This is a genomic window from Synechococcus sp. C9, assembly GCF_022984075.1.
Taxonomy (GTDB): Bacteria; Cyanobacteriota; Cyanobacteriia; order Gloeomargaritales; family Gloeomargaritaceae; genus Gloeomargarita.
The window spans coordinates 822,421-842,411 of record NZ_JALAAD010000001.1 but is presented as its reverse complement, the minus strand read 5'-3'; the positions used below and the strand labels follow the sequence as shown (position 1 = coordinate 842,411).

21 protein-coding genes and 1 other RNA gene are annotated in these 19,991 nt (G+C 53.8%); 8 read left to right on the top strand and 14 right to left on the bottom strand.

Annotated elements, in window-relative coordinates; translation table 11 throughout:
- Positions 1–80: 80 nt before the first annotated feature.
- From MLD66_RS04180 to pruA, 5 genes are all read right to left on the bottom strand, one after another.
- Positions 81–677, bottom strand: a complete 597-nt coding sequence (locus tag MLD66_RS04180; protein WP_247215674.1) for an IS630 family transposase — start codon at positions 675–677, stop codon at positions 81–83.
- A complete protein-coding gene (locus MLD66_RS04175; protein ID WP_247215673.1) occupies positions 662–967 on the bottom strand; it encodes a helix-turn-helix domain-containing protein in 306 nt (101 codons plus the stop codon). Before MLD66_RS04175 ends, MLD66_RS04180 begins: the two co-directional genes overlap by 16 nt.
- Positions 968–1,156: 189 nt before the next feature.
- On the bottom strand, positions 1,157–1,618 hold the full coding sequence (locus MLD66_RS04170; RefSeq protein WP_247215672.1) for a DUF29 domain-containing protein: 462 nt from the start codon (positions 1,616–1,618) through the stop codon (positions 1,157–1,159).
- Between the two features lie 67 nt (positions 1,619–1,685).
- Positions 1,686–2,360, bottom strand: coding sequence for an alpha/beta hydrolase (locus MLD66_RS04165; RefSeq protein ID WP_247215671.1), 675 nt, complete (start codon positions 2,358–2,360; stop codon positions 1,686–1,688).
- Positions 2,360–5,266 (bottom strand): L-glutamate gamma-semialdehyde dehydrogenase, encoded by a 2,907-nt coding sequence (gene pruA / locus MLD66_RS04160; RefSeq protein WP_247215670.1) that lies wholly within the window; start codon positions 5,264–5,266, stop codon positions 2,360–2,362. The genes MLD66_RS04165 and pruA overlap by 1 nt, the downstream gene beginning before the upstream one ends.
- Positions 5,267–5,348: 82 nt before the next feature.
- Here pruA and ispE point away from each other — a divergent pair, with 82 nt between their 5' ends.
- Positions 5,349–6,254, top strand: a complete 906-nt coding sequence (gene ispE / locus MLD66_RS04155; RefSeq protein ID WP_247215668.1) for a 4-(cytidine 5'-diphospho)-2-C-methyl-D-erythritol kinase — start codon at positions 5,349–5,351, stop codon at positions 6,252–6,254.
- Positions 6,255–6,666: 412 nt separating this feature from the next.
- Here ispE and rnpB read toward each other — a convergent pair.
- Positions 6,667–7,021, bottom strand: an RNA gene (gene rnpB / locus MLD66_RS04150) — RNase P RNA component class A.
- A 117-nt stretch (positions 7,022–7,138) separates the two neighbouring features.
- Here rnpB and MLD66_RS04145 point away from each other — a divergent pair.
- Together MLD66_RS04145 and MLD66_RS04140 are read left to right on the top strand one after the other, a co-directional pair.
- Entirely contained in the window at positions 7,139–8,113 is a 975-nt protein-coding gene (locus MLD66_RS04145; RefSeq protein ID WP_247215667.1) for a 30S ribosomal protein S1, read from the top strand.
- A 2-nt stretch (positions 8,114–8,115) separates the two neighbouring features.
- Positions 8,116–8,883, top strand: coding sequence for an ABC transporter permease (locus tag MLD66_RS04140; protein ID WP_247215666.1), 768 nt, complete (start codon positions 8,116–8,118; stop codon positions 8,881–8,883).
- A gap of 361 nt (positions 8,884–9,244) precedes the next feature.
- On the opposite strand, the gene MLD66_RS04135 is transcribed toward MLD66_RS04140, so the two are convergent.
- From MLD66_RS04135 to MLD66_RS04125, 3 genes are all read right to left on the bottom strand, one after another.
- A complete protein-coding gene (locus tag MLD66_RS04135) occupies positions 9,245–9,616 on the bottom strand; it encodes an STAS domain-containing protein (protein ID WP_247215665.1) in 372 nt (123 codons plus the stop codon).
- 77 nt (positions 9,617–9,693) lie between these two features.
- Positions 9,694–11,514 carry a sodium:proton antiporter gene (locus MLD66_RS04130; protein WP_247215664.1) on the bottom strand — a complete coding sequence of 607 codons (1,821 nt, stop codon included), beginning with the start codon at positions 11,512–11,514 and terminating at the stop codon, positions 9,694–9,696.
- Positions 11,515–11,546: 32 nt separating this feature from the next.
- On the bottom strand, positions 11,547–11,795 hold the full coding sequence (locus tag MLD66_RS04125; protein ID WP_247215663.1) for a hypothetical protein: 249 nt from the start codon (positions 11,793–11,795) through the stop codon (positions 11,547–11,549).
- 143 nt (positions 11,796–11,938) lie between these two features.
- Here MLD66_RS04125 and MLD66_RS04120 point away from each other — a divergent pair, with 143 nt between their 5' ends.
- Positions 11,939–12,325, top strand: a complete 387-nt coding sequence (locus MLD66_RS04120) for a DUF4168 domain-containing protein (RefSeq protein WP_247215662.1) — start codon at positions 11,939–11,941, stop codon at positions 12,323–12,325.
- Between the two features lie 217 nt (positions 12,326–12,542).
- Here MLD66_RS04120 and argB read toward each other — a convergent pair whose 3' ends face one another.
- Positions 12,543–13,412, bottom strand: coding sequence for an acetylglutamate kinase (gene argB, locus MLD66_RS04115; protein ID WP_247215661.1), 870 nt, complete (start codon positions 13,410–13,412; stop codon positions 12,543–12,545).
- 119 nt (positions 13,413–13,531) lie between these two features.
- On the opposite strand from argB, the gene MLD66_RS04110 reads away from it, so the two are divergent.
- Positions 13,532–13,876, top strand: coding sequence for a histidine triad nucleotide-binding protein (locus MLD66_RS04110; protein WP_247215660.1), 345 nt, complete (start codon positions 13,532–13,534; stop codon positions 13,874–13,876).
- Positions 13,877–13,988: 112 nt separating this feature from the next.
- Positions 13,989–15,059: a photosystem II q(b) protein gene (gene psbA / locus MLD66_RS04105; protein ID WP_247215659.1), complete on the top strand. Its 1,071-nt coding sequence runs from the start codon at positions 13,989–13,991 to the stop codon at positions 15,057–15,059.
- Positions 15,060–15,164: 105 nt separating this feature from the next.
- On the opposite strand, the gene MLD66_RS04100 is transcribed toward psbA, so the two are convergent.
- Genes MLD66_RS04100 through MLD66_RS04090 form a run of 3 tightly spaced genes read right to left on the bottom strand, consistent with a single transcriptional unit; the run spans position 15,165 to position 16,701 of the window.
- A complete protein-coding gene (locus MLD66_RS04100; RefSeq protein WP_247215658.1) occupies positions 15,165–15,659 on the bottom strand; it encodes a cupin domain-containing protein in 495 nt (164 codons plus the stop codon).
- Complete coding sequence (gene pyrF / locus MLD66_RS04095; protein WP_247215657.1) at positions 15,656–16,351, bottom strand: orotidine-5'-phosphate decarboxylase; 696 nt, start codon at positions 16,349–16,351, stop codon at positions 15,656–15,658. The genes MLD66_RS04100 and pyrF overlap by 4 nt, the downstream gene beginning before the upstream one ends.
- The gene (locus MLD66_RS04090) at positions 16,348–16,701 is read right to left on the bottom strand and encodes a DUF4189 domain-containing protein (RefSeq protein ID WP_247215656.1); all 354 of its coding nucleotides are present in this window, start codon (positions 16,699–16,701) and stop codon (positions 16,348–16,350) included. Before MLD66_RS04090 ends, pyrF begins: the two co-directional genes overlap by 4 nt.
- A gap of 113 nt (positions 16,702–16,814) precedes the next feature.
- Between MLD66_RS04090 and MLD66_RS14475 the strand changes: the two genes are divergently transcribed.
- Together MLD66_RS14475 and MLD66_RS04080 are read left to right on the top strand one after the other, a co-directional pair.
- The gene (locus tag MLD66_RS14475; protein ID WP_281438405.1) at positions 16,815–17,711 is read left to right on the top strand and encodes a hypothetical protein; all 897 of its coding nucleotides are present in this window, start codon (positions 16,815–16,817) and stop codon (positions 17,709–17,711) included.
- Positions 17,708–18,490 (top strand): RDD family protein, encoded by a 783-nt coding sequence (locus MLD66_RS04080; RefSeq protein WP_247215655.1) that lies wholly within the window; start codon positions 17,708–17,710, stop codon positions 18,488–18,490. Before MLD66_RS14475 ends, MLD66_RS04080 begins: the two co-directional genes overlap by 4 nt.
- A 157-nt stretch (positions 18,491–18,647) precedes the next feature.
- On the opposite strand, the gene prfB is transcribed toward MLD66_RS04080, so the two are convergent.
- A protein-coding gene (gene prfB, locus MLD66_RS04075) for a peptide chain release factor 2 (protein ID WP_247215654.1) occupies positions 18,648–19,758 on the bottom strand; the annotation gives its coding sequence in 2 pieces (ribosomal slippage) (positions 18,648–19,685 and positions 19,687–19,758; 1,110 coding nt in all).
- Between the last annotated feature and the right edge of the window lie 233 nt (positions 19,759–19,991).

The window sequence follows — 19,991 nt, the reverse complement described above, 5'->3', positions numbered from 1 at the left end:
TTATCAATATATGTTATGTATATATTAATAAGCAGAATTTACATCTATTGACAAAACAGACACTTTTTGACATGATATAGCTAAGCAGGCAAAGGTTGGCATATAGAGCAGATGACTGAATCTATAAGATCATGAAGATTTTGGGTTGTAGATGTCATGGTTTTTCTAACTCTTTGCTTGATTCTATGCCATTGATGCTCAATCGGATTTAAATCGGGAGAGTATTTCGGTAGATATATCAATTCGCACCCAGCGGCTTCCACAACCTTCCTAACCAGTTGGCAACGATGAAAACTTGCATTATCTAAAACAATTTTCTTCCCTGCTCCAATTGTTGGCAACAACATCTCTGTTAACCAGGCAATCAATACTTGCAAATTACAACTACCAATCCAAGTAAATGGTGCAACCAATTTCCCTAAATGATAACCACTCATCATGCTTATTCTCTCTCTCTTTTTGCCAGGTCGTTGACCATATATTCTTTGTCCTTTTAGCCCCCAACCATATTCATAAATATCTCGATTATCCATCCCAGACTGGTCAACATAGACTAAATCTTCATTCTTTTCCTCTTTCATCATCTTGATAAATTGTTGTCGCTCTTCTTCGTTTTGTTCTTTATAAGAGTATGTTTTTTTTACGGGTAAAGTTGATTTTTTTAAGGGCTTGACCAACGGTTGTATGACTTACCCCGAGAATGACTCCCATTTCTTTTTGCGTCAACCCTTGATTGATTTGCTTCTACAAATTGGCGAAATTCCTCCAAATCAGTGATCTTAGCACTATGACCTTTTTGATAGTTCTGTTTCGGGCGATAATCACCACTTTCTGACCACATTTTTAACCATCTTTGTAGGGGTCTTCTGCTCATACCAAATAACTCACTAACCTCAACTAGTTTTGCCCCATTTAAGACCGCTTCGACTGCTTTTTGACGCAAATCGTAACTGTATGGTCTTGCCATCGCTTTTCTCCAAAATATCTATTCTATAATAGGACAACCTTACCCTGTTTGACTATATATTTGATACTATATATTTGATATATTTGAGCTAACCATAAATCTCATCGCTGGCATACCCATATTACCCAGAACCAAGGGCGACCGCTAACTTTGAATTTGTAGAGGTGCCCGTAAGGTGATTTGGTGATTTTAAGTGCCATTGAATTGAAAAGCCACTAAATCCCGCTCCACACATTTTAGGAAAGCATCTGCATCAATGGCCAGGTTAAACTCTTTTGGGAAGTTTACATGGGGATAGCTAGTTTGGACTTGAGAAATTGCAAACTGATAGGATTCTGGTAAAACTTCGATTAGGTAGCCTTTGAGACTCGGGGATTGTTTAAGCAATATTTTCAGCTGATATAATTGTTCTCTCATGGTTAGTTCCCAACCCCGAAAATCATATTGACTATCCACATATTTACGCTTCAGTAGGTGTTCGATTAATACTCCCAAACGGCTCTGGAGTTCTCGCCGATCCCTACTTGCCAAAGAGGCGATTTCCTCAATTAAATTTCCAATATCAAGACCCTCAAAATCCCGTTCCTTCAGTTTTGTCAGGGTTTCTTCACACCAGAGATTGAAATCAGTTTCATAGAGAGAAATAGTCATAAACTAGGCTCCTAGATATATTTCTAGCCTGCTTCGGTTTTATTAACATTTTACCCAAACATTAGGTTTAAAGCCTCGCCGTGGGGATGGGCAACCACTGGGGGAGAATCTCCGGCGAACCATACCACAGACCAGGCGAACGGGGGGAATGCCAGACCGAGGGCAGAGTGATATTTTCCGCCCCGGATAGATGGGCCGCCACTACCGGTGTAATCCCGTCCCCCCACACGTCCCCTTGCCCGCAGGTCAAACGATAACTCTCGTAGGCCAGCGTCCCCCTGCGCCCTTGCACCGCCTGCCCCGCAATGCAAATGTACTCAATTTCCGGGTGGTAGGCACCGGGGTAGGTCGTATTGACAAAGTCCAGATTGCGGCGTGTCCAACGTTCCTGACTGGTGTGGGGCGTGCCCAAGGTAACCAAACGATCCACCCACCGCACTCCCTCCCAAACCCGCCCATCATAGGGCGTTTGCCCCAAATAAATCCGGCTGATCCACCCCCCCGCCGAATGCCCAATCAGGGTGATTTTGGCACCGGGGTACTGCTTTTGTACTTGCTGAATCGTTTGGTCTAACCGCTCTAAAATCGGGGTAACCGACCGACCGCCCAGGGTGGGCAACCAATCCCACCAGCGCAGGGGCACCACCTGCATCCGCACCCCCAACGCCTGAGCCGCCTGCACCAACCCCTGGTAGGGAGCCGCTCCCGCCAAATAACCGGGCAGTAGCACCGCTGGGGGCATTACAACTCCTCCGCCACCGGCGCAAACCCCTGGCGTTGAATGTTTTCCGTGACCACCTTGGGGTCCACAAATTGCAGGAGATAGTCGGGGCCGCCCGCTTTGGAACCTACGCCGCTGAGCTTGAACCCGCCAAAGGGTTGCCGTCCCACCAACGCCCCGGTGATCCCCCGGTTGATGTACAGATTACCGCAAGCCAATTCCTCCGCCGCCCGCTGGATGTGGCTAGGGGTGCGGGAATACAGCCCCCCGGTTAAGGCATAGTCCGTGCCATTCGCCACCTGCACCGCCTGGTCAAAATCCGCCACCCGCAGTACCGCCAACACTGGCCCGAACCATTCCTCCTGCGCCAGGGGGTCATCGGGGGGCACATCGGTAAAAATCGTCGGCCCAACAAAGTAACCCATCGCCGGGGCGGGACGTTCCCCCACCAGGGTCAGCCGCTGTTTCGCCTGGGCAATCGCCGTCTGCAAACGCTCCTGAGCTACCGCATCAATCACCGGCCCCACCGTCGTCGCCGGGTCGGTCGCCGCCCCAATCACCAGAGATGCCGTCGCCGCCCACAGCCGTTCCACAAATGGCTGAATAATAGACTCCAGCACAATCACCCGGGAGCAGGCAGAACATTTTTGCCCCGCATAGCCAAACGCCGACTGCACCACCCCCTGCACCGCCTGGTCCAAATCCGCACTGGCATCCACGATGATCGCATTTTTGCCCCCCAATTCCGCCACCACCCGCTTCAGGTGCGTTTGTCCCGGCACCAGTTGCGCCGCCTGGGCATAAATCTGACACCCCACCTGCCGGGAACCCGTAAACGTGATGAAATGCACCGCCGGATGGGTGACCAACAGGGGGCCAATTTCTTCCCCCCAACCGGGCAACCCCTGAAATACCCCCGCCGGTAGCCCCAAATCGGCGATTAAATCGGTAATGAATTGACTGATTTTGCACCCAATCACCGACGACTGTTCCGCCGGTTTATACAGCACACAATTGCCCGTGACCAACGCCGCCGTCACCATTCCCACCGAAATCGCCAGGGGATAATTCCAAGGAGCAATCACCACCCCAATTCCTTTCGGTTGATAGCGATAACGGTTGGTTTCCCCCCACACGTCGTAGTTGTGCCCCCGTTCCAATTGCTCGGCCATCTGGGCGTAATAGCGACAAAAATCAATCGCCTCGGAAACTTCCGCATCCGCTTCCCGGATCGGTTTCCCCACTTCTAAGGCCATCCACGCCACCCATTCCGGGCGTTGCGCCGCCAACCTATCGGCAATTTTGAGGAGTAAATCCATCCGTTGCTGCCAGGGCGTTTGCCGCCACACGGGTTGCGCTTTTTGGGCTAAATCTATAGCTTGTTGCACAGAAGTCGCATCAGCCAAACCCACCCGCCCAATCACTTCCGTTGGGTTACTTGGATTCACGGAATCCAACAGCCGTTCGGTGGAACAATGGGGAAGCACATACGTTTGCCCCAATTGGGATTTGACCTGGGTGATGGCCGCCAGAAATTGCTCCGGCTTACCAGGTTCCGCAAAATTGGTATCGGGAGTGCCGACAAACGATTCAATTTGCGGTAAGGGTGTGGTCGGTTCTGCCCATGCCGGGGGCGCCAGCAGTGCTGATTCATCCGTTTTTTCCAACCGTTGTCGTAAAAAAGAAGTATTCGCCGTATTTTCCAACAACCGCCGAATCAAATAGCTCATCCCCGGCAGTAATTCGCCATAGGGACAGTACATCCGCACCTGGTATCCCCGTTCTACCAATGCTTTCGCTAGGGGAGCCGCCATGCCGTACAAAACTTGGGATTCCCAGGCAGAGAGGGGCACCGCTAGGGCTTCCGCAACCGCTAGGGCATGGGCTTGGGAGCGCACATTGTGACTGCCAATCGCCGGGTAAAGATACCGATGATTTTCTAACAGCAACCGGGTGAGTTTTTCGTAATTGGCATCCGTGGAACTTTTCCGCCGATAAACCGGCAAAGGCCAGTGTTTTTGTTGTGCCCAAATCACCTCTTGGTCCCAATAGGCTCCTTTGACCAACCGCACCGTCACCGGATAGCCCCGGGATTTCACCCAGTCCACAAGTTCCCGCACATCCGCTTCACTCTCCTGTAAATACGCCTGCACCGTCAGCCCCACATCCGTCCGACTGCGAAATTCATCGGCGAGCAAGACCTCTTGGAGAATGGCAAGGGTAAGGTTTTTGTACTTATATTGCTCCATGTCGAAATGAACCGCCACCCCCAATTCCCCGGCTTTACGCAACAGTTGGGTGACCGCTTGGGTGACCCGGATACGGGTGGTTCGTTCCGCCAGGGGGTCGAACTGGGAGTAAAAGGCCGAAAGTTTCACCGACACCTGGGGCACGCATCCCCAATCCACCCCAGCCAGTTGGGTCATCAGGTCTAGGTACTTCTGCAAATAGCCCTGGGCTTCGGTTTCGCTGAGGACCGCTTCCCCCAAAATGTCCAGGGTAAAGGTCATGCCCTGCCGACGAATGCGCTCGAGGGTGTGGCGGACTTGGGCAAAATTTTCACCGACAATGTACTTACGGGCTAGGGTGCTGACGGCGGTGGTCAGGGTCTGGGCGGCGGTTTTGGCGGCTAGGGATTCCCGCCCGGTGAAGTGGATGAGATGTTTCAATAGCTCCGGCAGTTCCACCTCTGGTTGGTCGAGGTATTCCTGCATATGGCGGCTGATTTCCCCCGATCCAGTCAAAGCGGGCAAGGTGTCAATCAGGCGGAATAACTGAGTGCGTAACCCTGGATGTTCCATCGCCCAAGCCAACAGCTTTTCGTCCCACTGCAACTGTTCCCGCATCTGCGCCAAGAGGGAACGACCGGGACGGGTGGCGGCCAGCAGGGCTTGACCAAGGGTTTGGGTGCGTGCTTCCAGGGACATGGGTGATGAGCAATGCGTATTCCTAGTGTAAAGCGTAAAGTTAGGCCACAATGGACTATGGTCAACCTTTGGATGCCTGCGGATGTCCCAATGTACCCTGGCGGCGGCGGCGAAAATTAACCTCTACCTGCGGATTCTCGGCCTGCGGGGGGATGGCTACCACGAGGTGGCGATGGTGTTACAAAGTGTGAATCTGCGGGATACGTTGCACCTAACCACCCAGTCCCGTAAAGACATGAGCATTACCTGCGACCATCCCCAGGTACCGACGGATGGGACGAATCTTGCCCTCAAAGCCGCCCATCTTTTGGCGGAAGCCTTTCCCAAACAGGCCACGGGTGTCCACATCCACATTGAGAAACAGATTCCGGTGGCCGCTGGGTTGGCGGGGGGGTCAAGCAATGGGGCCGCCGTGTTGGTGGGGTTAAACCATCTGTGGGGTTTGGGGTTGACTGTGCCGGAATTGCAGGGGTTCGCCGCCCAGTTGGGGTCGGATATGCCGTTTTGTGTGCAGGGGGGCACGGCCTTGGGCACGGGGCGGGGGGATATTTTGGAACCCTTACCCCCAGTGACGGGTGGGGCGGTAGTGTTGGCGAAATTTGTGAATTTAAGCATTTCCACCCCTTGGGCCTATCGGACTTATAGTGAAACTTTTCGCCATACGTTTGCCGAGGCTTCTGCCCAGGAATCGGATCATTTTGTGCAGGTCTTAGCCAGTCATTCGTTAGCAGAAATTGCCGCCCATTTGCACAATGATTTTGAAAAAGTGGTACTGCCAGCGCACCCGGAAATTGCCCAACTGAAACAGGGATTTTTGGATCAGGGAGCTTTGGGGAGTTTACTTTCTGGTTCCGGCCCAACGGTGTTTGCCTTATATTCTGATGCCACCCTCGCCCAGCCAGCGGTCGAGCAGTTAAGAATAGATTATCCTGAGGTGGATTTTTGGGTGACGGAGTTTTGCCCTTGGGGTGTAGCGATGATTCAATAATTCCTTGCAGTTCAGTAATCTAGTAATATTAAATGACAATAGAATCGGGGTCGCAGGGGCACCGCCCCCGTCCTTGGTTCTGGAGAATTTCCATTTGCTAATTTCTAATTGAATTAAGGGCACTTCTAAAAATGGGTCGCAGGGCATCGCCCCGCATTTGGTTCTAGGGAATCTCACTTCTCGCTTCTCACTCCTTACTCCTCACTTCTCGTCGCAGGGGCACCGCCCCCGTCCTTGGTTCTGGGGAATCTCTGTTCACTAATCAAGTAGGATCGCTATAGATAACCTGTAATGGGTGCAAAGAACCAATAAAATAAATAGAGGTGCCCTTAAGAGTGCTTATTAACGACCACCGTAATTGTCCGCATCGTTTATTCATCAATCCTTGAGGATGCCTAGGGTTATGAAAAACTGGGGAGACTAGGCCGTAAGCCGGGTTCTGTTCGAGGGCGATTATCTATCTGGGATGACGGTTGCCCGCCACCTCTAGCGGTTCCTGGGCACGGGACGGGAAAAAGACCAACCCTTGTCCCTCCACCTTGCTCTCACCTGGGGTTTACCGAGCCAGTACCTCTCGATACTGCTGGTGCGCTCTTACCGCACCTTTGCACCCTTACCTGTACTGACAAAAGCCAGCCATCGGCGGTATGTTTCTGTGGCACTTTCCGCACAGTCGCCTGTCCTGGGCGTTACCCAGCAGGTTTGGTCTTTCGAGAGCCCGGACTTTCCTCAGATGCCATGCACCCGCAATCGCCACACCTACTCTCCCATGTCAGATTTTAACAAAGGGTTTGGCAGACCCGCAGAAAATGGGATATAATCATTGTCTGTCCCTAATAGGGTTGGTTTATCTCATTCAGCAGATTCTAGGAGGTTCAGTACCTTTGGGTAGTCAACAGAAGGCGGGGGTGGGGTTTACCCACGAAGAGTTTGCGGCTCTATTGGATCGGTATGATTACCGGTTCAGTCCGGGGGATGTGGTGCCGGGAACGGTGTTTGCCCTGGAACCCAAGGGGGCATTGATTGATATTGGTGCCAAAACGGCGGCGTTTATTCCCTTGCAGGAGATGTCCATTAATCGGGTGGACAACCCGGAGGAAATCCTGCAAACGGATGAGATGCGGGAATTTTTTATCCTGTCGGAGGAGAATGAGGAAGGGCAGTTGACCCTCTCGATCCGGCGGATTGAGTATATGCGTTCCTGGGAGCGGGTGCGCCAGTTGCAAAGGGAAGATGCGACGGTGCGGGCGGTGGTGTTTGCCATCAACCGGGGTGGGGCGTTGGTGCGGATTGAGGGTCTGCGGGGGTTTATTCCGGGTTCCCATATCAGTACCCGCCATGCCAAGGAGGATCTGATGGGGCAGGAGTTGCCCTTGAAGTTTTTGGAGGTGGATGAGGAGCGCAACCGGCTGGTGTTGAGCCATCGGCGGGCGCTGGTGGAACGGCAGATGAATAAGCTGGAAACCGGCGAGGTGGTGACGGGGACGGTGCGGGGGATCAAGCCCTACGGTGCCTTTATTGATATTGGCGGGGTGAGTGGCTTACTGCATATTTCGGAAATTTCCCACGACCACATCGAAACGCCCCACAATGTCTTCTCCGTTGGGGACGAACTGAAGGTGATGATCATTGACCTGGATGCGGACCGGGGGCGGATTTCCCTGTCCACCAAGCAGTTGGAGCCGGAACCGGGGGATATGGTGCGGGATCGGAACCTGGTGTTTGAGAAAGCTGAGGAGATGGCGCAACGGTGGCGGGAAAAACAAGCCGCTAAGTTGGCGGGTCTGCCGGAGGAGGGGGAAGCGTCGGCAGTGGTGGCGGCAACGGAGGAGGAGGATTTGGCACCGGCGGCGGTCTAGGGATGAACCTGGCGCAGATTTGGGGGGATGGGCTGACGGTTTTCTGGGGGGAATGGCTGGATTTGCGGGTGCGTTTGCCCCAGGTCTTCGCCTCCGGTTTGGTCTCGCCGCTCATCTATATCCTGGCGTTTGGGTTTGGCTTGGGGAGTTCTCTGAGCAGACCGCCCTTGGGGAATTCCTATTTAGAATTTATCCTGCCGGGGATGGTGGCGCTGTCTTCGATGATTATTAGTTTTGCGGGTACCACGTTTTCCATCTGTGGGGACCGGTTGTTTAATAAAACTTTTGAGGAATTGTTGCTGGCACCGGTGCATCCCTTGGGGGTCTATTTGGGAAAGGTGTTGGCGGGGGTGGTGCGGGGCTTGTTGACGGCGCTGGCAATCATCCTGATCAGTGTGATGTTTACAGGGAAGGTCGGGGGGTTTTTGCACCCGTTATTTTTGCTGGTGGTGTGCCTAAATTGCCTGGTGTTTGCGGGTTTGGGGGTGATTGTGGGGTTGAGTGTGGCTTCTTTGGAAACGGTGGGTTTGTACAATAATTTTTTGATTGTGCCGATGTCGTTTTTGGGGGGTACGTTTTTTGACCCCAGTACGGTGCCGGGGTTGCTCAAGGTGGTGGTGTATGCCATTCCTTTGACCTATGCCAGTGTGGGGTTACGGGCGGTGGCGTTGGGGGGGGCGTTTCCCTGGTATGCGCCGGTGGTTTTGCTGGGGATAGCGATGGGATTGGCGGCGATTGGTGCCTATCAGTTTTCCCACCAACAGGATTAATAGGGCGATTTCAGAGAGAATTACAATCTGTGTGAATCATCAAGCTACTGAGAACCCAGGGCGGGGCGATGCCCTGCGACCCTCGCTTTTCTAATTCACAAATTATAGTAATTTCAAACAAGTTTGCGACATTCACTTTTACCTACAACCCCTTTCCTAGAAGGGGATAGAGCGATTACCAGTGCCTAAAAAGTGTCGCATCTATTTGCGAAATAACTATACAGTCTATGGCAATGTTATGGGCACCTCTATCAATTCCAAGTTAGCACTCGCAGAGGGACATCCCCCCCTGTACTTGATTCTCAGCAATTTTTTTATCCTAAATCATATAAAATCGCTGTAAATTAACCAACTGAACTAATTAAAACGCATCCGGCTCCAAACCCTGTTCAAAATGCTCCCGCTTGGTGTAAATGGGAATAAAACGGTGGATAGCTACGGTTTCCAAAAGTACCAAAATCTGCGGTTGGGGAGCCACCAAAAAGGTTTTGCCGCCCAGGGCTTGAATCTGTTTACTACAACTCACCAATGCCCCCAACCCCCGACTGTCCATAAAATCCACGGTACTCAGATTGATCCCCACCATCTGCGGTTGACCCGCCACCAAATCCAAGCACTGCTGTTTGAAGGTTTCCGCCGTCGCCGTATCCAACCGGGTCAGGGGAATTTCCACCGTTTGGGGAGGGGAACCAAATCGTTCCTTGGTAATTGGGGTGAATAAAATACGTTCCATAGTTTGAGGATACTCCAAATGGGGTTTTAATTTTTTGAATTTGAGAATTTTAGGGTATTTTTTATCTTTTTACACCCTTACCCCAACCCCAACAACCCCTGAACCACATCCCCCGCTTCGACGGGTTCCGGTTCCGTTTCGCTGTCCGGGGGGGGCTGGGGAGCCAAATAAATCAACCGATCCCCCGCTTGGTACGCCATATCCGTCGTCACCACTTCCAAAAAATGATGTCGCTGGCGCAATAAGGGCAGGACATGAGGGTCATCCAGTGCCCCTGCCGTTTCCCCCAGGCGAGTTTCCGCCAACCGCACCTGCCCCCGTTCCAGGGCTTCATTCCAGTCCCGCAGTACCAACCGGGGATGAAACGCACACCGCACCTGGGAATGGTTCGACCGTTGTTCCTCCGGCAATACCGCCACCACCCGGGGGGGATAAAATTCCTCCGCCACCCGTTGCGCCAACACCAGATTCACCTCCGCATTTTTGGTCAACGCCAGGAATGTGCCCATGCTTCCCATCCCCGCCTCCGCCAGCACCTCCGGGTCCAGGGCACTCCCCGGAATCGCCCGCAGATTTTCCCGTTCCGCTGCCCGACAGTCCTCCCGGTTGGTATCAATCAACACCACCGGCTCCCCATGCTCCTGAAATAACCGAGCCAGCAGTCGCCCCAGGGGATTACTCCCCACAATCACCGCCCCATTCGTCGCCTCCGAACGCACCCCCAACAGTTGCGCCACCGCCTGCGCCGTCACCCCCGGCACCACCACCGTGAGAATGATGGTCAAAAACACCAGCCCCTTCACCGAATCCCCCCCGTTCAACCCCCGGGCGGTCAACACAATCGAGAACAGGGACGCCACAGAAGCCGAAACAATCCCCCGAGGCGCAATCCACGCCAAAAATGCCTTTTGCCGCCAATTCAGGTCACTATTCCAGGTCGAAACCAGGATATTCAGCGGGCGCACCACCAGCATCAGCACCACCACCGTCCACAACCCCCCCCACCCCAACATCCCCAAACTCGCCAGGGACAAATCGGCGGCTAACAAAATAAACAACATAGACACCGCCAGGGTGGTCAATTGCCCCTTAAACCGGCGTAATAACCGTTGTTCCGGGGCAGTCAATTGCAGGACAATCCCCGCCACCGCCGCCGCCATCAACCCCGACTCACTCTGCACCCACTGCGCCAGCCCATACAACCCCCACAAGCCCGCCAACACCGCCAAATTTTTCAAATCCTGACTCGGGACACTCTCCTCCCGAAACAGCCAACTCAACAGCCAGCCCCCCGCCGCCCCAATCCCGATCCCCAGCCCCAGCCGAGTCCCCAACCCCAGGACAATCTCCGTCCAGCCCGTATCCCCCGTCAGGACAATGTTCAACACCACCACCGCCAAAATCGCCCCCACCGGGTCAATCAACACCCCCTCCCCCTCCAACAGGGCACTCACCCGGCGGTCCACCTTCACCTGCCGCAACAACGGCCCAATCACCGTTGGCCCCGTCACCGTCACCAACGACCCATACAAAAACGCCAACGGCCAGGGAAACTCCCCCAAAAAATGCGCCGCCACCCCGCCCCCCACCAGGGTAATCAACGCCCCCACCGTCACCAAATTCTGAATCGTCCCCGACACCTGCCCCAACTCCCGCAGGGAAAGATTCAACCCCCCCTCAAACAAAATCAACGCCACACACAGGGAAATCACCACCTCCAGCCCCGTCCCCAGGGATTGGGGTTGCAACCAACCCAGCACATCCGAACCTAAAACGATCCCAAACAGTAATAAAAAAATAATGCTCGGCACCCGGAGCACATCCGCCAGCACCTGCGCCCCAATCCCCGCAACCACCGCCAAAACAATCTGTAGGGTGAGGGACAAAGAATCGGTCATACCCGTTTCACCCCCCAACCCGGGGCAACCGCCTAGCGTTCAATGCTGGATAAAAACACCGGCTCCACCCGAATGGCCACCAACCGCGCCGGACGGAGCACCAAAAACTCCCCCTGCAGACCCCGCACCGGCACATTCACCAAATCATTCGACGAACTTTGTGCCATCAACTCCCCTTGGTACCACTTTTGGAACTCCTGGATCGAGCCAAAACGCACCTCTTCCCGGTGACCCCCCTCCAGGAGCAAATGCACCAAATATTCGTCAGCAACCCTGGGCATAGGTTAGGCTAAATAACAGTTACTCAAAAGCCTACTCCACAATCATCCCCAGCGCAACACCCGGAACCTTCCCTCCCCCAACACTTCATATAGGAAGAGAACATCCAGACATTACGTTGCATTACCTGGAGCCGTCCTGCCCCATGCTCAGCCGTTTGACCCTGCCCCTGCTGTTCTGCCTCCTTTGCCTGAGCCGTCCGGTTTGGGGACAAACCCCCTTAAGCGAGGACCGGATTCAACGGTACGCCCAGATCGTGCTGGAATTGGAACCCATCCGCCAAGCCCACCTGGAAGAAGCCCGCCGGTTACTGGGCACCATTAACACCAACGGCAACCTCTGTGGTGAACGCAACCTCCCCGCCCCCGTCCAAACCGTCTGCAATCGCTACTTTGAAAAATCCCAACGGCTGGTCGAGCAGAGGGGTTTAACCATCCAGGAATTTAATCTGATCACCACCCAAGCCCAACAGGACCCCACCCTCAGCAAACGCATCCAAGATGCCATGCTCCGGCAACGCAAAGGATTTTGAAGCCCATCCCCAAATCTATGGTTATCCAGGTGTACTCCTGTTCACAAATATCACAAATAAATAAGGGCACCTCTATCAATCAATTCAAAGTTAGCGGTCGCAGGGGGCGCCCCCGCCCTTTCCAGAATTTGGTTCCAATGAAGCTGAGAGCCGGTGGGTTTACAGCCCTATCCCGTAACCCCTTAAAAGGCTGTACGGTTGAGACCCCATTAACCCTCTAAGTTCCCATCCCCGAAGCCACAATCATCGAACCAATCCCCGTATCGGTGAAAATTTCCAACAATAGGGAGTGGGGCAAACGACCATCCAAAATATGCGCCGCCTTCACCCCCTGCGCCAGGGAACGGACACAACAATTCACCTTGGGGATCATGCCGCCAGTGATAATGCCCTGCTCAATCAGTTGCCGTGCCTGTTGAATGTTTAAGAAATGATACAACGTCTTTATATCTTTAGGGTCATGTAAAATGCCCGCCGTATCGGTGAGTAAAATTAATTTCTCTGCCCCCAAGGCCGCCGCCAATTCCCCCGCCACCGTATCCGCATTAATATTAAAAGCCTGCCCCGTTTCATCAGCGGCCACACTGGACACCACCGGGATATAGCCCCCTTGGATCAGGGTTTCGAGTAAATCAGTTTGCACATTTTTCACCTCGCCCACAAAGCCCATATCGTCCGAACCTTCCGGGCGGGCTTGGATCAGATTCCCATCCGTGCCAGCGATGCCCACCGCCTTACCCCCGGCTTGGTTGATCAACCGCACAATTTCCTTATTGACCCGACCGACCAATACCATTTCCACCACCGCCATCGTGGCCGCATCGGTCACCCGCAGGCCGTTTTTGAACTGGGGGGCAATGCCTAATTTATCCAACCAGGTATTAATCTCCGGGCCGCCCCCATGCACCAAAATCGGTCGCAAGCCGACGCAGGACATGAACACCACATCGCTGATCACCTGTTGTTTAAGGGATTCTTCCTTCATGGCCGCCCCGCCGTACTTGATGACGATGGTGCGTCCGGCAAATTTTTGGATGTAGGGCAGGGCTTCGCTGAGTACCTGCACCCGGTCTTGGTTAGTCAGCATGGTTCGTGGGCAAAAATCTTTAACAAAGTTTCGGATTTAGCATACCGGATTCTGGGAAACTAAAAATGGGTTGCTGGTTACGGAACACTCGTTTTCTCATTTATCTCCCGTTCTCATTTATGAGTAGTGATACCATCTTTGGTCGGATCATCCGTCGGGAAATCCCCGCCACCATTGTCCATGAGGATGACCTATGTATGGTGATCCAGGACATCCACCCCCAAGCCCCAGTGCATTTATTGGTGATCCCCAAGGCACCCATCCCCCGCCTTTCCCAAGCCCAGCCCGAACACCAAACCCTGCTGGGACATTTGCTCCTGACCGCCCAACGGGTTGCCCAAACGCACCACCTGACCCAGGGCTACCGCCTGGTGATCAACGACGGTCCCCAAGGTGGTCAAACCGTCTATCACCTCCACCTGCACGTTTTGGGGGGACGGGACATGGGCTGGCCTCCCGGCTAGAAAAAATAAATATAAAAAACTTGTAACAGTCCTTCACAAAACCCCATCAATCGGCTAATATACCTTCAGGGAGTAATCCCTACCAACTGTTGTTTATTGGACTTATACGACCATGACTGCAACTCTGGAACGTCGTTCTAGCGTCAGCCTGTGGGAACAGTTCTGCCAGTGGGTGACCAGCACCGACAACCGCCTGTACATCGGCTGGTTCGGCGTGTTGATGATCCCCACCCTGCTGACTGCCACCACCTGCTTCATTATTGCCTTCATTGCGGCTCCCCCGGTGGACATCGACGGGATTCGTGAGCCTGTGGCCGGTTCTTTGCTGTACGGCAACAACATCATCACCGGGGCGGTGGTGCCTTCCTCCAATGCGATTGGGATGCACTTCTACCCGATTTGGGAAGCCGCTTCCTTGGATGAGTGGCTGTACAATGGTGGCCCTTACCAATTGGTGGTTCTGCACTTCTTGATTGGTGTGTTCTGCTACATGGGTCGGGAGTGGGAACTGTCCTACCGTTTGGGGATGCGTCCTTGGATTTGCGTGGCCTACTCTGCCCCCGTGGCGGCGGCGACCGCGGTGTTCCTGATTTACCCCATCGGGCAAGGTTCTTTCTCTGACGGGATGCCCCTGGGTATTTCTGGTACCTTCAACTTCATGCTGGTGTTCCAAGCTGAGCACAACATCCTGATGCACCCCTTCCATATGTTGGGTGTGGCCGGTGTGTTCGGTGGTAGCTTGTTCTCCGCCATGCACGGTTCCTTGGTGACTTCTTCCTTGATCCGGGAAACCTCTGAAAACGAGTCCCAAAACTATGGCTACAAGTTTGGTCAAGAAGAAGAGACCTACAACATTGTGGCCGCCCACGGCTACTTTGGCCGCTTGATCTTCCAATACGCCAGCTTCAACAACAGCCGGTCTCTGCACTTCTTCCTGGCTGCTTGGCCGGTGGTGGGGATTTGGTTCACCTCCTTGGGCGTGAGCACCATGGCCTTCAACCTGAACGGGTTCAACTTCAACCAGTCTGTGGTTGACAGCCAAGGCCGGGTAATCAACACCTGGGCGGATGTGATCAACCGGGCGAACCTGGGTATGGAAGTGATGCACGAGCGCAATGCCCACAACTTCCCCTTGGATTTGGCCGCTGGTGAGCCGGTGGTTGCTCCTGCCATCAATGGCTAATTCTCCAGCCATCTCAGGTAGAGATCAAAATTTGCAAGATTAAAAACTTAAAATGCCCCCAACCCTGGGGGTGTTTTTTTTGCCTTGAAACTAGCGGTAAACCGATTAGCGGGTCAGTTGCCCAATCAGTTCCCGATGGTCAGGAAAGGCTTGGATTAACTGCGCCCGTTCCCCCAGGTCAAACCGGCTGAAGCTAAATCCTGGACTCACCGTACAGCCGCACCAGACCCACTCGCCCCCGGCGACCAAGCGAGCCGCCTGCCATACCCCCGCTGGTACCACTGCACAGGGTTGTTCTCCGCTCAAAACTTGGCAGTGATGTTGTGGCTGTCGTTCCGGCTCCAGGGTGTGCAATTCCAGAGCGTCACCCCCGTACCAATGCCAAATTTCATCCCCCTGCCGCACCCGATGCCAGGCAGAAAAATCCCCTTGGCTCAGTACCCAGTAGATATGTGTACAGGCATTGTATGAATCTTGATAATCTTGACATACATCTTGTCCCAGGGAAACCTTGAGGGGAGAGCGGTAAAGTTCCCGGTAGTAGCCGCCTTCCGGGTGAGGTTGCAGTTGCCAGCGGCTAATCACCTCCTGGGGGTTCATAGGGTCAGTTCCATGAGTTCTTGCCACACCTGCTCCGGGTTGGGAGCCTGCAAAATCGGGCGGCCAATGACCAGATAATCCGCTCCGGCGGCCAAGGCAGTTTGGGGGGTACAGGTGCGTTGTTGGTCATCGCTACCTGCCTGCCAACGGATACCGGGGCAAACGCACAAAAAATCTGCGCCCAGTTTTTTTTTCAAACTGGCAACTTCCCAGGGGGAACAAATCACCCCCGCCAACCCCGCCCGGTGGGCCACCGCTGCCCAGTGCTGGATGTAGGCATCCATATCCAAACGGCTGGCAAATTCCTGGGTAAATTGCTCCCTGCCCGTGCTGGTCAACAGCGTCACCGCTAACAGGCGCAGGGAACTGGGGGCGACCGTCGCTTGGGCTTGGGCAAGTGCGAGGGAACCGGCCGTGGCGTGCAGGGTCAAAAAATCCACCCCGTGTTCCATGGCCACCTGACAGGCTCGGGTCATGGTTTGGGGAATGTCGTGGTACTTCAGGTCCAAAAAAATGGATTTTCCCCGCCGTTTGAGTTGGGTGAGGATGGGGGGGCCAGCGGCGGTAAACAATTCCAATCCCACTTTCCACCACTGCACCCCAGGCAGGCGTTCCACCCAGGTCAGGGCCGTGTCCGCATCCGGCACATCCAAAGCCACCATGATCCGGTCAGCTAAGCTGGTCGGCTTCATCGGGAATTGCAGGCCCAGACGGTAATTTTACAACTCGGGTCATTACAGAGTTGCAGGGCGGCCTGTTCGGCTAAATTGCGGGTTTTGCCGGTGCCCAATCCACTGCGGTTCACCCCTTCCGCCACTGCGCCACAGCCCCGATTGAAGGTCAAAACCACCCGACAGTCAGCGCTACCGCATTCCTGGAGTGCCTTTTGGCTGGCTTGGGATGGACTTTGCCAGTCGTAGCTATAGCCAAACCGACTGCTTTGTTTACTCAGGGCAATGGCCCCAAAGGCTTCTTGGGCGTGGGCGGGCAGGCACCAGAGGCTCAGGGGGAGCACGATCCAAAACCAACGGCGGCGGAACATAGGTGTTGAGGCGAACGATATACCAGCAGGACGGGTGGGAAAAACCTGAGGTTCCTGAACCAGGACAGATACAATAAGGCTAGGTTTTTCGTCAGTAACATTCCGGTAACATTATGGTACTCCGGGTGGGTTCCCCGCCGCTCAATGTCGGTAATATTTTGACCTTCAGTTTGCAGGTCTATCGCTGGCACTTTTGGCGGTATCTGTGGTTGTCCCTCCGGGCCTATGCCTGGGTGTTGGTGCCGGTGTACGGTTGGGCAAAATACAGTGCTTTGATGGGTGCCTTGTCCCGGTTGGTGGTGCAACAATTGCGGGGGGTACCGGAAACTCCCGAACAGGCGGTCACCGTTGCGGACCAAAAAAAGTGGGGGCTGTTGGGGGCGGGGATGTTGTATGGTCTGGTTTCTGCCCTGATGCTGGGGGTCATGGGGGGGGTGGGGCTGTTGTTGACGGTACCGCTGGCGCTGTGGTGGGAACGGCAGGGGGCTTGGGAAAACCCTTGGATGGGTCTCGGGTTTGGGCTTTGGGTGTTGGGGGTGGCGGTGGGGGTGCTGGTGGGCTGGACGTGGTTAGTCTTTCGCTGGCTGTTGTATCCCCTGCCGTTGGTAATGGAAGCGGGGGTTGGGCCACTCCGCAGTTTACCCCGCAGTTGGCAACTCACCCAGGGGTCGGTGGTGAAGATTCAATTGGTAACCTTCATCGGCGGTTTATTGCTTCTGCCGTTCCAATTTCCGGTGCAAATGGTGATGAATATGGTACAGATGATATTGCTCTTTTTTGCCACCTTAATTGGTACCATTATCACGATTATTTTGGGGGCAATTGTGGAGGAACCAGCGGTGGCGGGTGTTGCTTTTTTTGTGCCCCTACTACTTGCTTTTGTGATGCCTGCCCTACTGGTGGGAGCGGTGTTTGCCCCCTATTGGCAGGCGGTTTTAGCGGCCCTATATCACGAATCCCAATGTCAACGGGAAGGTTGGGGTCTGCTCTTACCCTCCCATGACCTATGACCAAACCATTTTGGCGCAGTCTGAAAATTGCCACGCCAGAGCATACGGAACTGGAATTAGTGTTAGCCGGGCCGGGGAATCGGGTGTATGCCTTGGTGGTGGATTACGTCTGTTTAGGATTGGCTTTATTAGGGGAAGCGATTTTAATTTATGCGATTGTGGTAAGTGGATTTTTAGATAATTTTGCTGACGAAAATGGGGATATGGGCGGGGCGTTGCTTTGGTTGGCGGCGTTGAGTTTTTTGACAGCTTTTTTAATTTATACGGGCTATTTTGTGTTCTTTGAAACCCTATGGCAAGGGCAAACGCCGGGGAAAAAACTGGCGCATATTCGGGTGATTTGTGACGATGGCCGACCGGTGGGTTTGCAACAGGCGACCCTACGGACATTACTGCGAATTGTGGATGATTTACTCCTGATTGGCGCCTATTTTGTGATTTTTGGGCAACGGGAAAAACGGTTGGGGGATTTTGTCGCTGGCACCGTAGTGATTCAGGAAGCGGTGGCGCAAACCCAAAGCATCCAATGGCCAGCGGGGGTCGAGGAAGTGGGGCAGGATTTACTGCCGATTGCCAGCCAACTTGCCCCTGAAGAATTTGTGATTTTGCGGGAATACGTCCAGCGATGTGGGCGATTTCGTCCCGCCATGCGGCAACAGTTGGCACAGAGACTTGCCCAGCAATTTCAAGAGCGATTGCACACTTGGGATCATGGGGCTGAACCGGATCACTTTCTCCACGCTTTGTACTGGGCATATCAACAAAGGTCGGTATTGTGAATTGAATTTTTGATTGATTGAAGGGCACCTCTATGTATTGTCACCACTGGCAGATTATTTCGTTGAGATAACCATATTATTGAGAACCACAGACGGGGGCGGTGCCCCTGCGACCTATTTTTAGAAGTGCCCTAAATAATCATATTCCCGATGCCTATTAAAGTTGGGGTTCCTGACGCAGATAACTTTGGATAAATAAATCTAAATCTCCCGCTAAAACCGCATCAATGTCGGGAGTTTCTGCTTTGGTACGCACGTCTTTAACTAATTGGTAGGGATCGAAGACATAGTTGCGAATTTGATTGCCCCAGGTGGCGGCTACCGCATCCCCACGAATTTGGGCGATTTCCTGCAACCGTTGTTCCTGCAAAATGACTAATAATTTAGCTTTTAATAGAGCCAGTGCCTTCTGTTTGTTTTGCAACTGGGAGCGTTCCTGGGTACACCGCACCGCCAACCCGGTGGGCAGATGCACAATCCGCACCGCTGTTTCCACTTTATTGACGTTTTGCCCGCCTTTGCCCCCCGCCCGGGACGTGGTAATTTCCAGGTCGGTTTCGGGAATTTCGACCTCCTCCACCATTTGCTCCGCCAGCATGGGCATCACTTCCACGCCCGCAAAACTGGTCTGCCGTTTGCCGTTGGCATTGAAGGGAGAAATGCGAACCAGCCGGTGGGTGCCCTTTTCCCCCCGCAGATACCCGTAGGCGTAACGTCCCTCGATTTCTAAGGTGGCGGACTTGATCCCCGCTTCTTCCCCCTCCGATAGGTCGGTCAGGCGCACCTTGTAGCCCTGGCGTTCGCCCCAACGGGTGTACATTCGCAATAACATTTCCGCCCAATCCTGGGCATCCGTGCCCCCCGCTCCGGCATTGATGGTGAGTACCGCCCCCTGGGCATCGTAGGGTTGGGACAGTAACCGCTCCAATTCCCAGCGATTGAGTTCTTGGTCTAGGGTGGTTAAGACCTGCACCGCTTCCTGCTCCAGGGCGGCATCCGGTGCGGTTGCGAGTAATTCCACAATCGCCTGACAGTCCTCGATGTGCCTGCGCCAGCGGTGTAATTGCTCTAGGCTGGCTTTGGTGTCATTGAGGGTTTGGAGGGTGGTCTGCGCCCGTTGGGGGTCGTCCCAAAAATCCGGTTGCCCCGCCACTTGTTGCAAATCCCGGAGTTGGGCGGTCAAAGCCTCCGGGTCAAAGATAGTCCTGGGCATGACCCAGGCGGGTGTTGAGTTGATCCACTTGGCGTTTGAGGTCGCTCAGTTCCATCGGTGTGGACAAGATGTGGGTAAAAATAAATTTAGGTCGGATAATTAAATTAATATATCACTCGGAAACCCATTTGGATAGCTTGTGTGGGGTAGCCATCTGTAGCAATCCTAAATGAGAATAGAATTAAAAGTTGCAGAGGGCACCTCTATCAATTCAAAGTTAACGGTCGCAGGGGGCACCCCCGCCCTTGGTTCTGGGTACTATGGGCATTCCCACGATGGGATTTGTGA

What these genes read in the sequence shown, in the direction of transcription:
- MLD66_RS04130 (WP_247215664.1), bottom strand. Translation starts at nt 11,514, where the DNA reads ATGACCGATTCTTTGTCCCTCACCCTACAGATTGTTTTGGCGGTGGTT.
- MLD66_RS04100 (WP_247215658.1), bottom strand. Translation starts at nt 15,659, where the DNA reads ATGAACCCCCAGGAGGTGATTAGCCGCTGGCAACTGCAACCTCACCCG.
- argB (WP_247215661.1), bottom strand. Translation starts at nt 13,412, where the DNA reads ATGCTGACTAACCAAGACCGGGTGCAGGTACTCAGCGAAGCCCTGCCC.
- MLD66_RS04170 (WP_247215672.1), bottom strand. Translation starts at nt 1,618, where the DNA reads ATGACTATTTCTCTCTATGAAACTGATTTCAATCTCTGGTGTGAAGAA.
- MLD66_RS04140 (WP_247215666.1), top strand. Translation starts at nt 8,116, where the DNA reads ATGAACCTGGCGCAGATTTGGGGGGATGGGCTGACGGTTTTCTGGGGG.
- psbA (WP_247215659.1), top strand. Translation starts at nt 13,989, where the DNA reads ATGACTGCAACTCTGGAACGTCGTTCTAGCGTCAGCCTGTGGGAACAG.
- MLD66_RS04080 (WP_247215655.1), top strand. Translation starts at nt 17,708, where the DNA reads ATGACCAAACCATTTTGGCGCAGTCTGAAAATTGCCACGCCAGAGCAT.
- MLD66_RS14475 (WP_281438405.1), top strand. Translation starts at nt 16,815, where the DNA reads ATGGTACTCCGGGTGGGTTCCCCGCCGCTCAATGTCGGTAATATTTTG.
- MLD66_RS04175 (WP_247215673.1), bottom strand. Translation starts at nt 967, where the DNA reads ATGGCAAGACCATACAGTTACGATTTGCGTCAAAAAGCAGTCGAAGCG.
- MLD66_RS04135 (WP_247215665.1), bottom strand. Translation starts at nt 9,616, where the DNA reads ATGGAACGTATTTTATTCACCCCAATTACCAAGGAACGATTTGGTTCC.
- pyrF (WP_247215657.1), bottom strand. Translation starts at nt 16,351, where the DNA reads ATGAAGCCGACCAGCTTAGCTGACCGGATCATGGTGGCTTTGGATGTG.
- MLD66_RS04090 (WP_247215656.1), bottom strand. Translation starts at nt 16,701, where the DNA reads ATGTTCCGCCGCCGTTGGTTTTGGATCGTGCTCCCCCTGAGCCTCTGG.
- MLD66_RS04165 (WP_247215671.1), bottom strand. Translation starts at nt 2,360, where the DNA reads ATGCCCCCAGCGGTGCTACTGCCCGGTTATTTGGCGGGAGCGGCTCCC.
- ispE (WP_247215668.1), top strand. Translation starts at nt 5,349, where the DNA reads ATGTCCCAATGTACCCTGGCGGCGGCGGCGAAAATTAACCTCTACCTG.
- MLD66_RS04110 (WP_247215660.1), top strand. Translation starts at nt 13,532, where the DNA reads ATGAGTAGTGATACCATCTTTGGTCGGATCATCCGTCGGGAAATCCCC.
- pruA (WP_247215670.1), bottom strand. Translation starts at nt 5,266, where the DNA reads ATGTCCCTGGAAGCACGCACCCAAACCCTTGGTCAAGCCCTGCTGGCC.
- MLD66_RS04125 (WP_247215663.1), bottom strand. Translation starts at nt 11,795, where the DNA reads ATGCCCAGGGTTGCTGACGAATATTTGGTGCATTTGCTCCTGGAGGGG.
- MLD66_RS04120 (WP_247215662.1), top strand. Translation starts at nt 11,939, where the DNA reads ATGCTCAGCCGTTTGACCCTGCCCCTGCTGTTCTGCCTCCTTTGCCTG.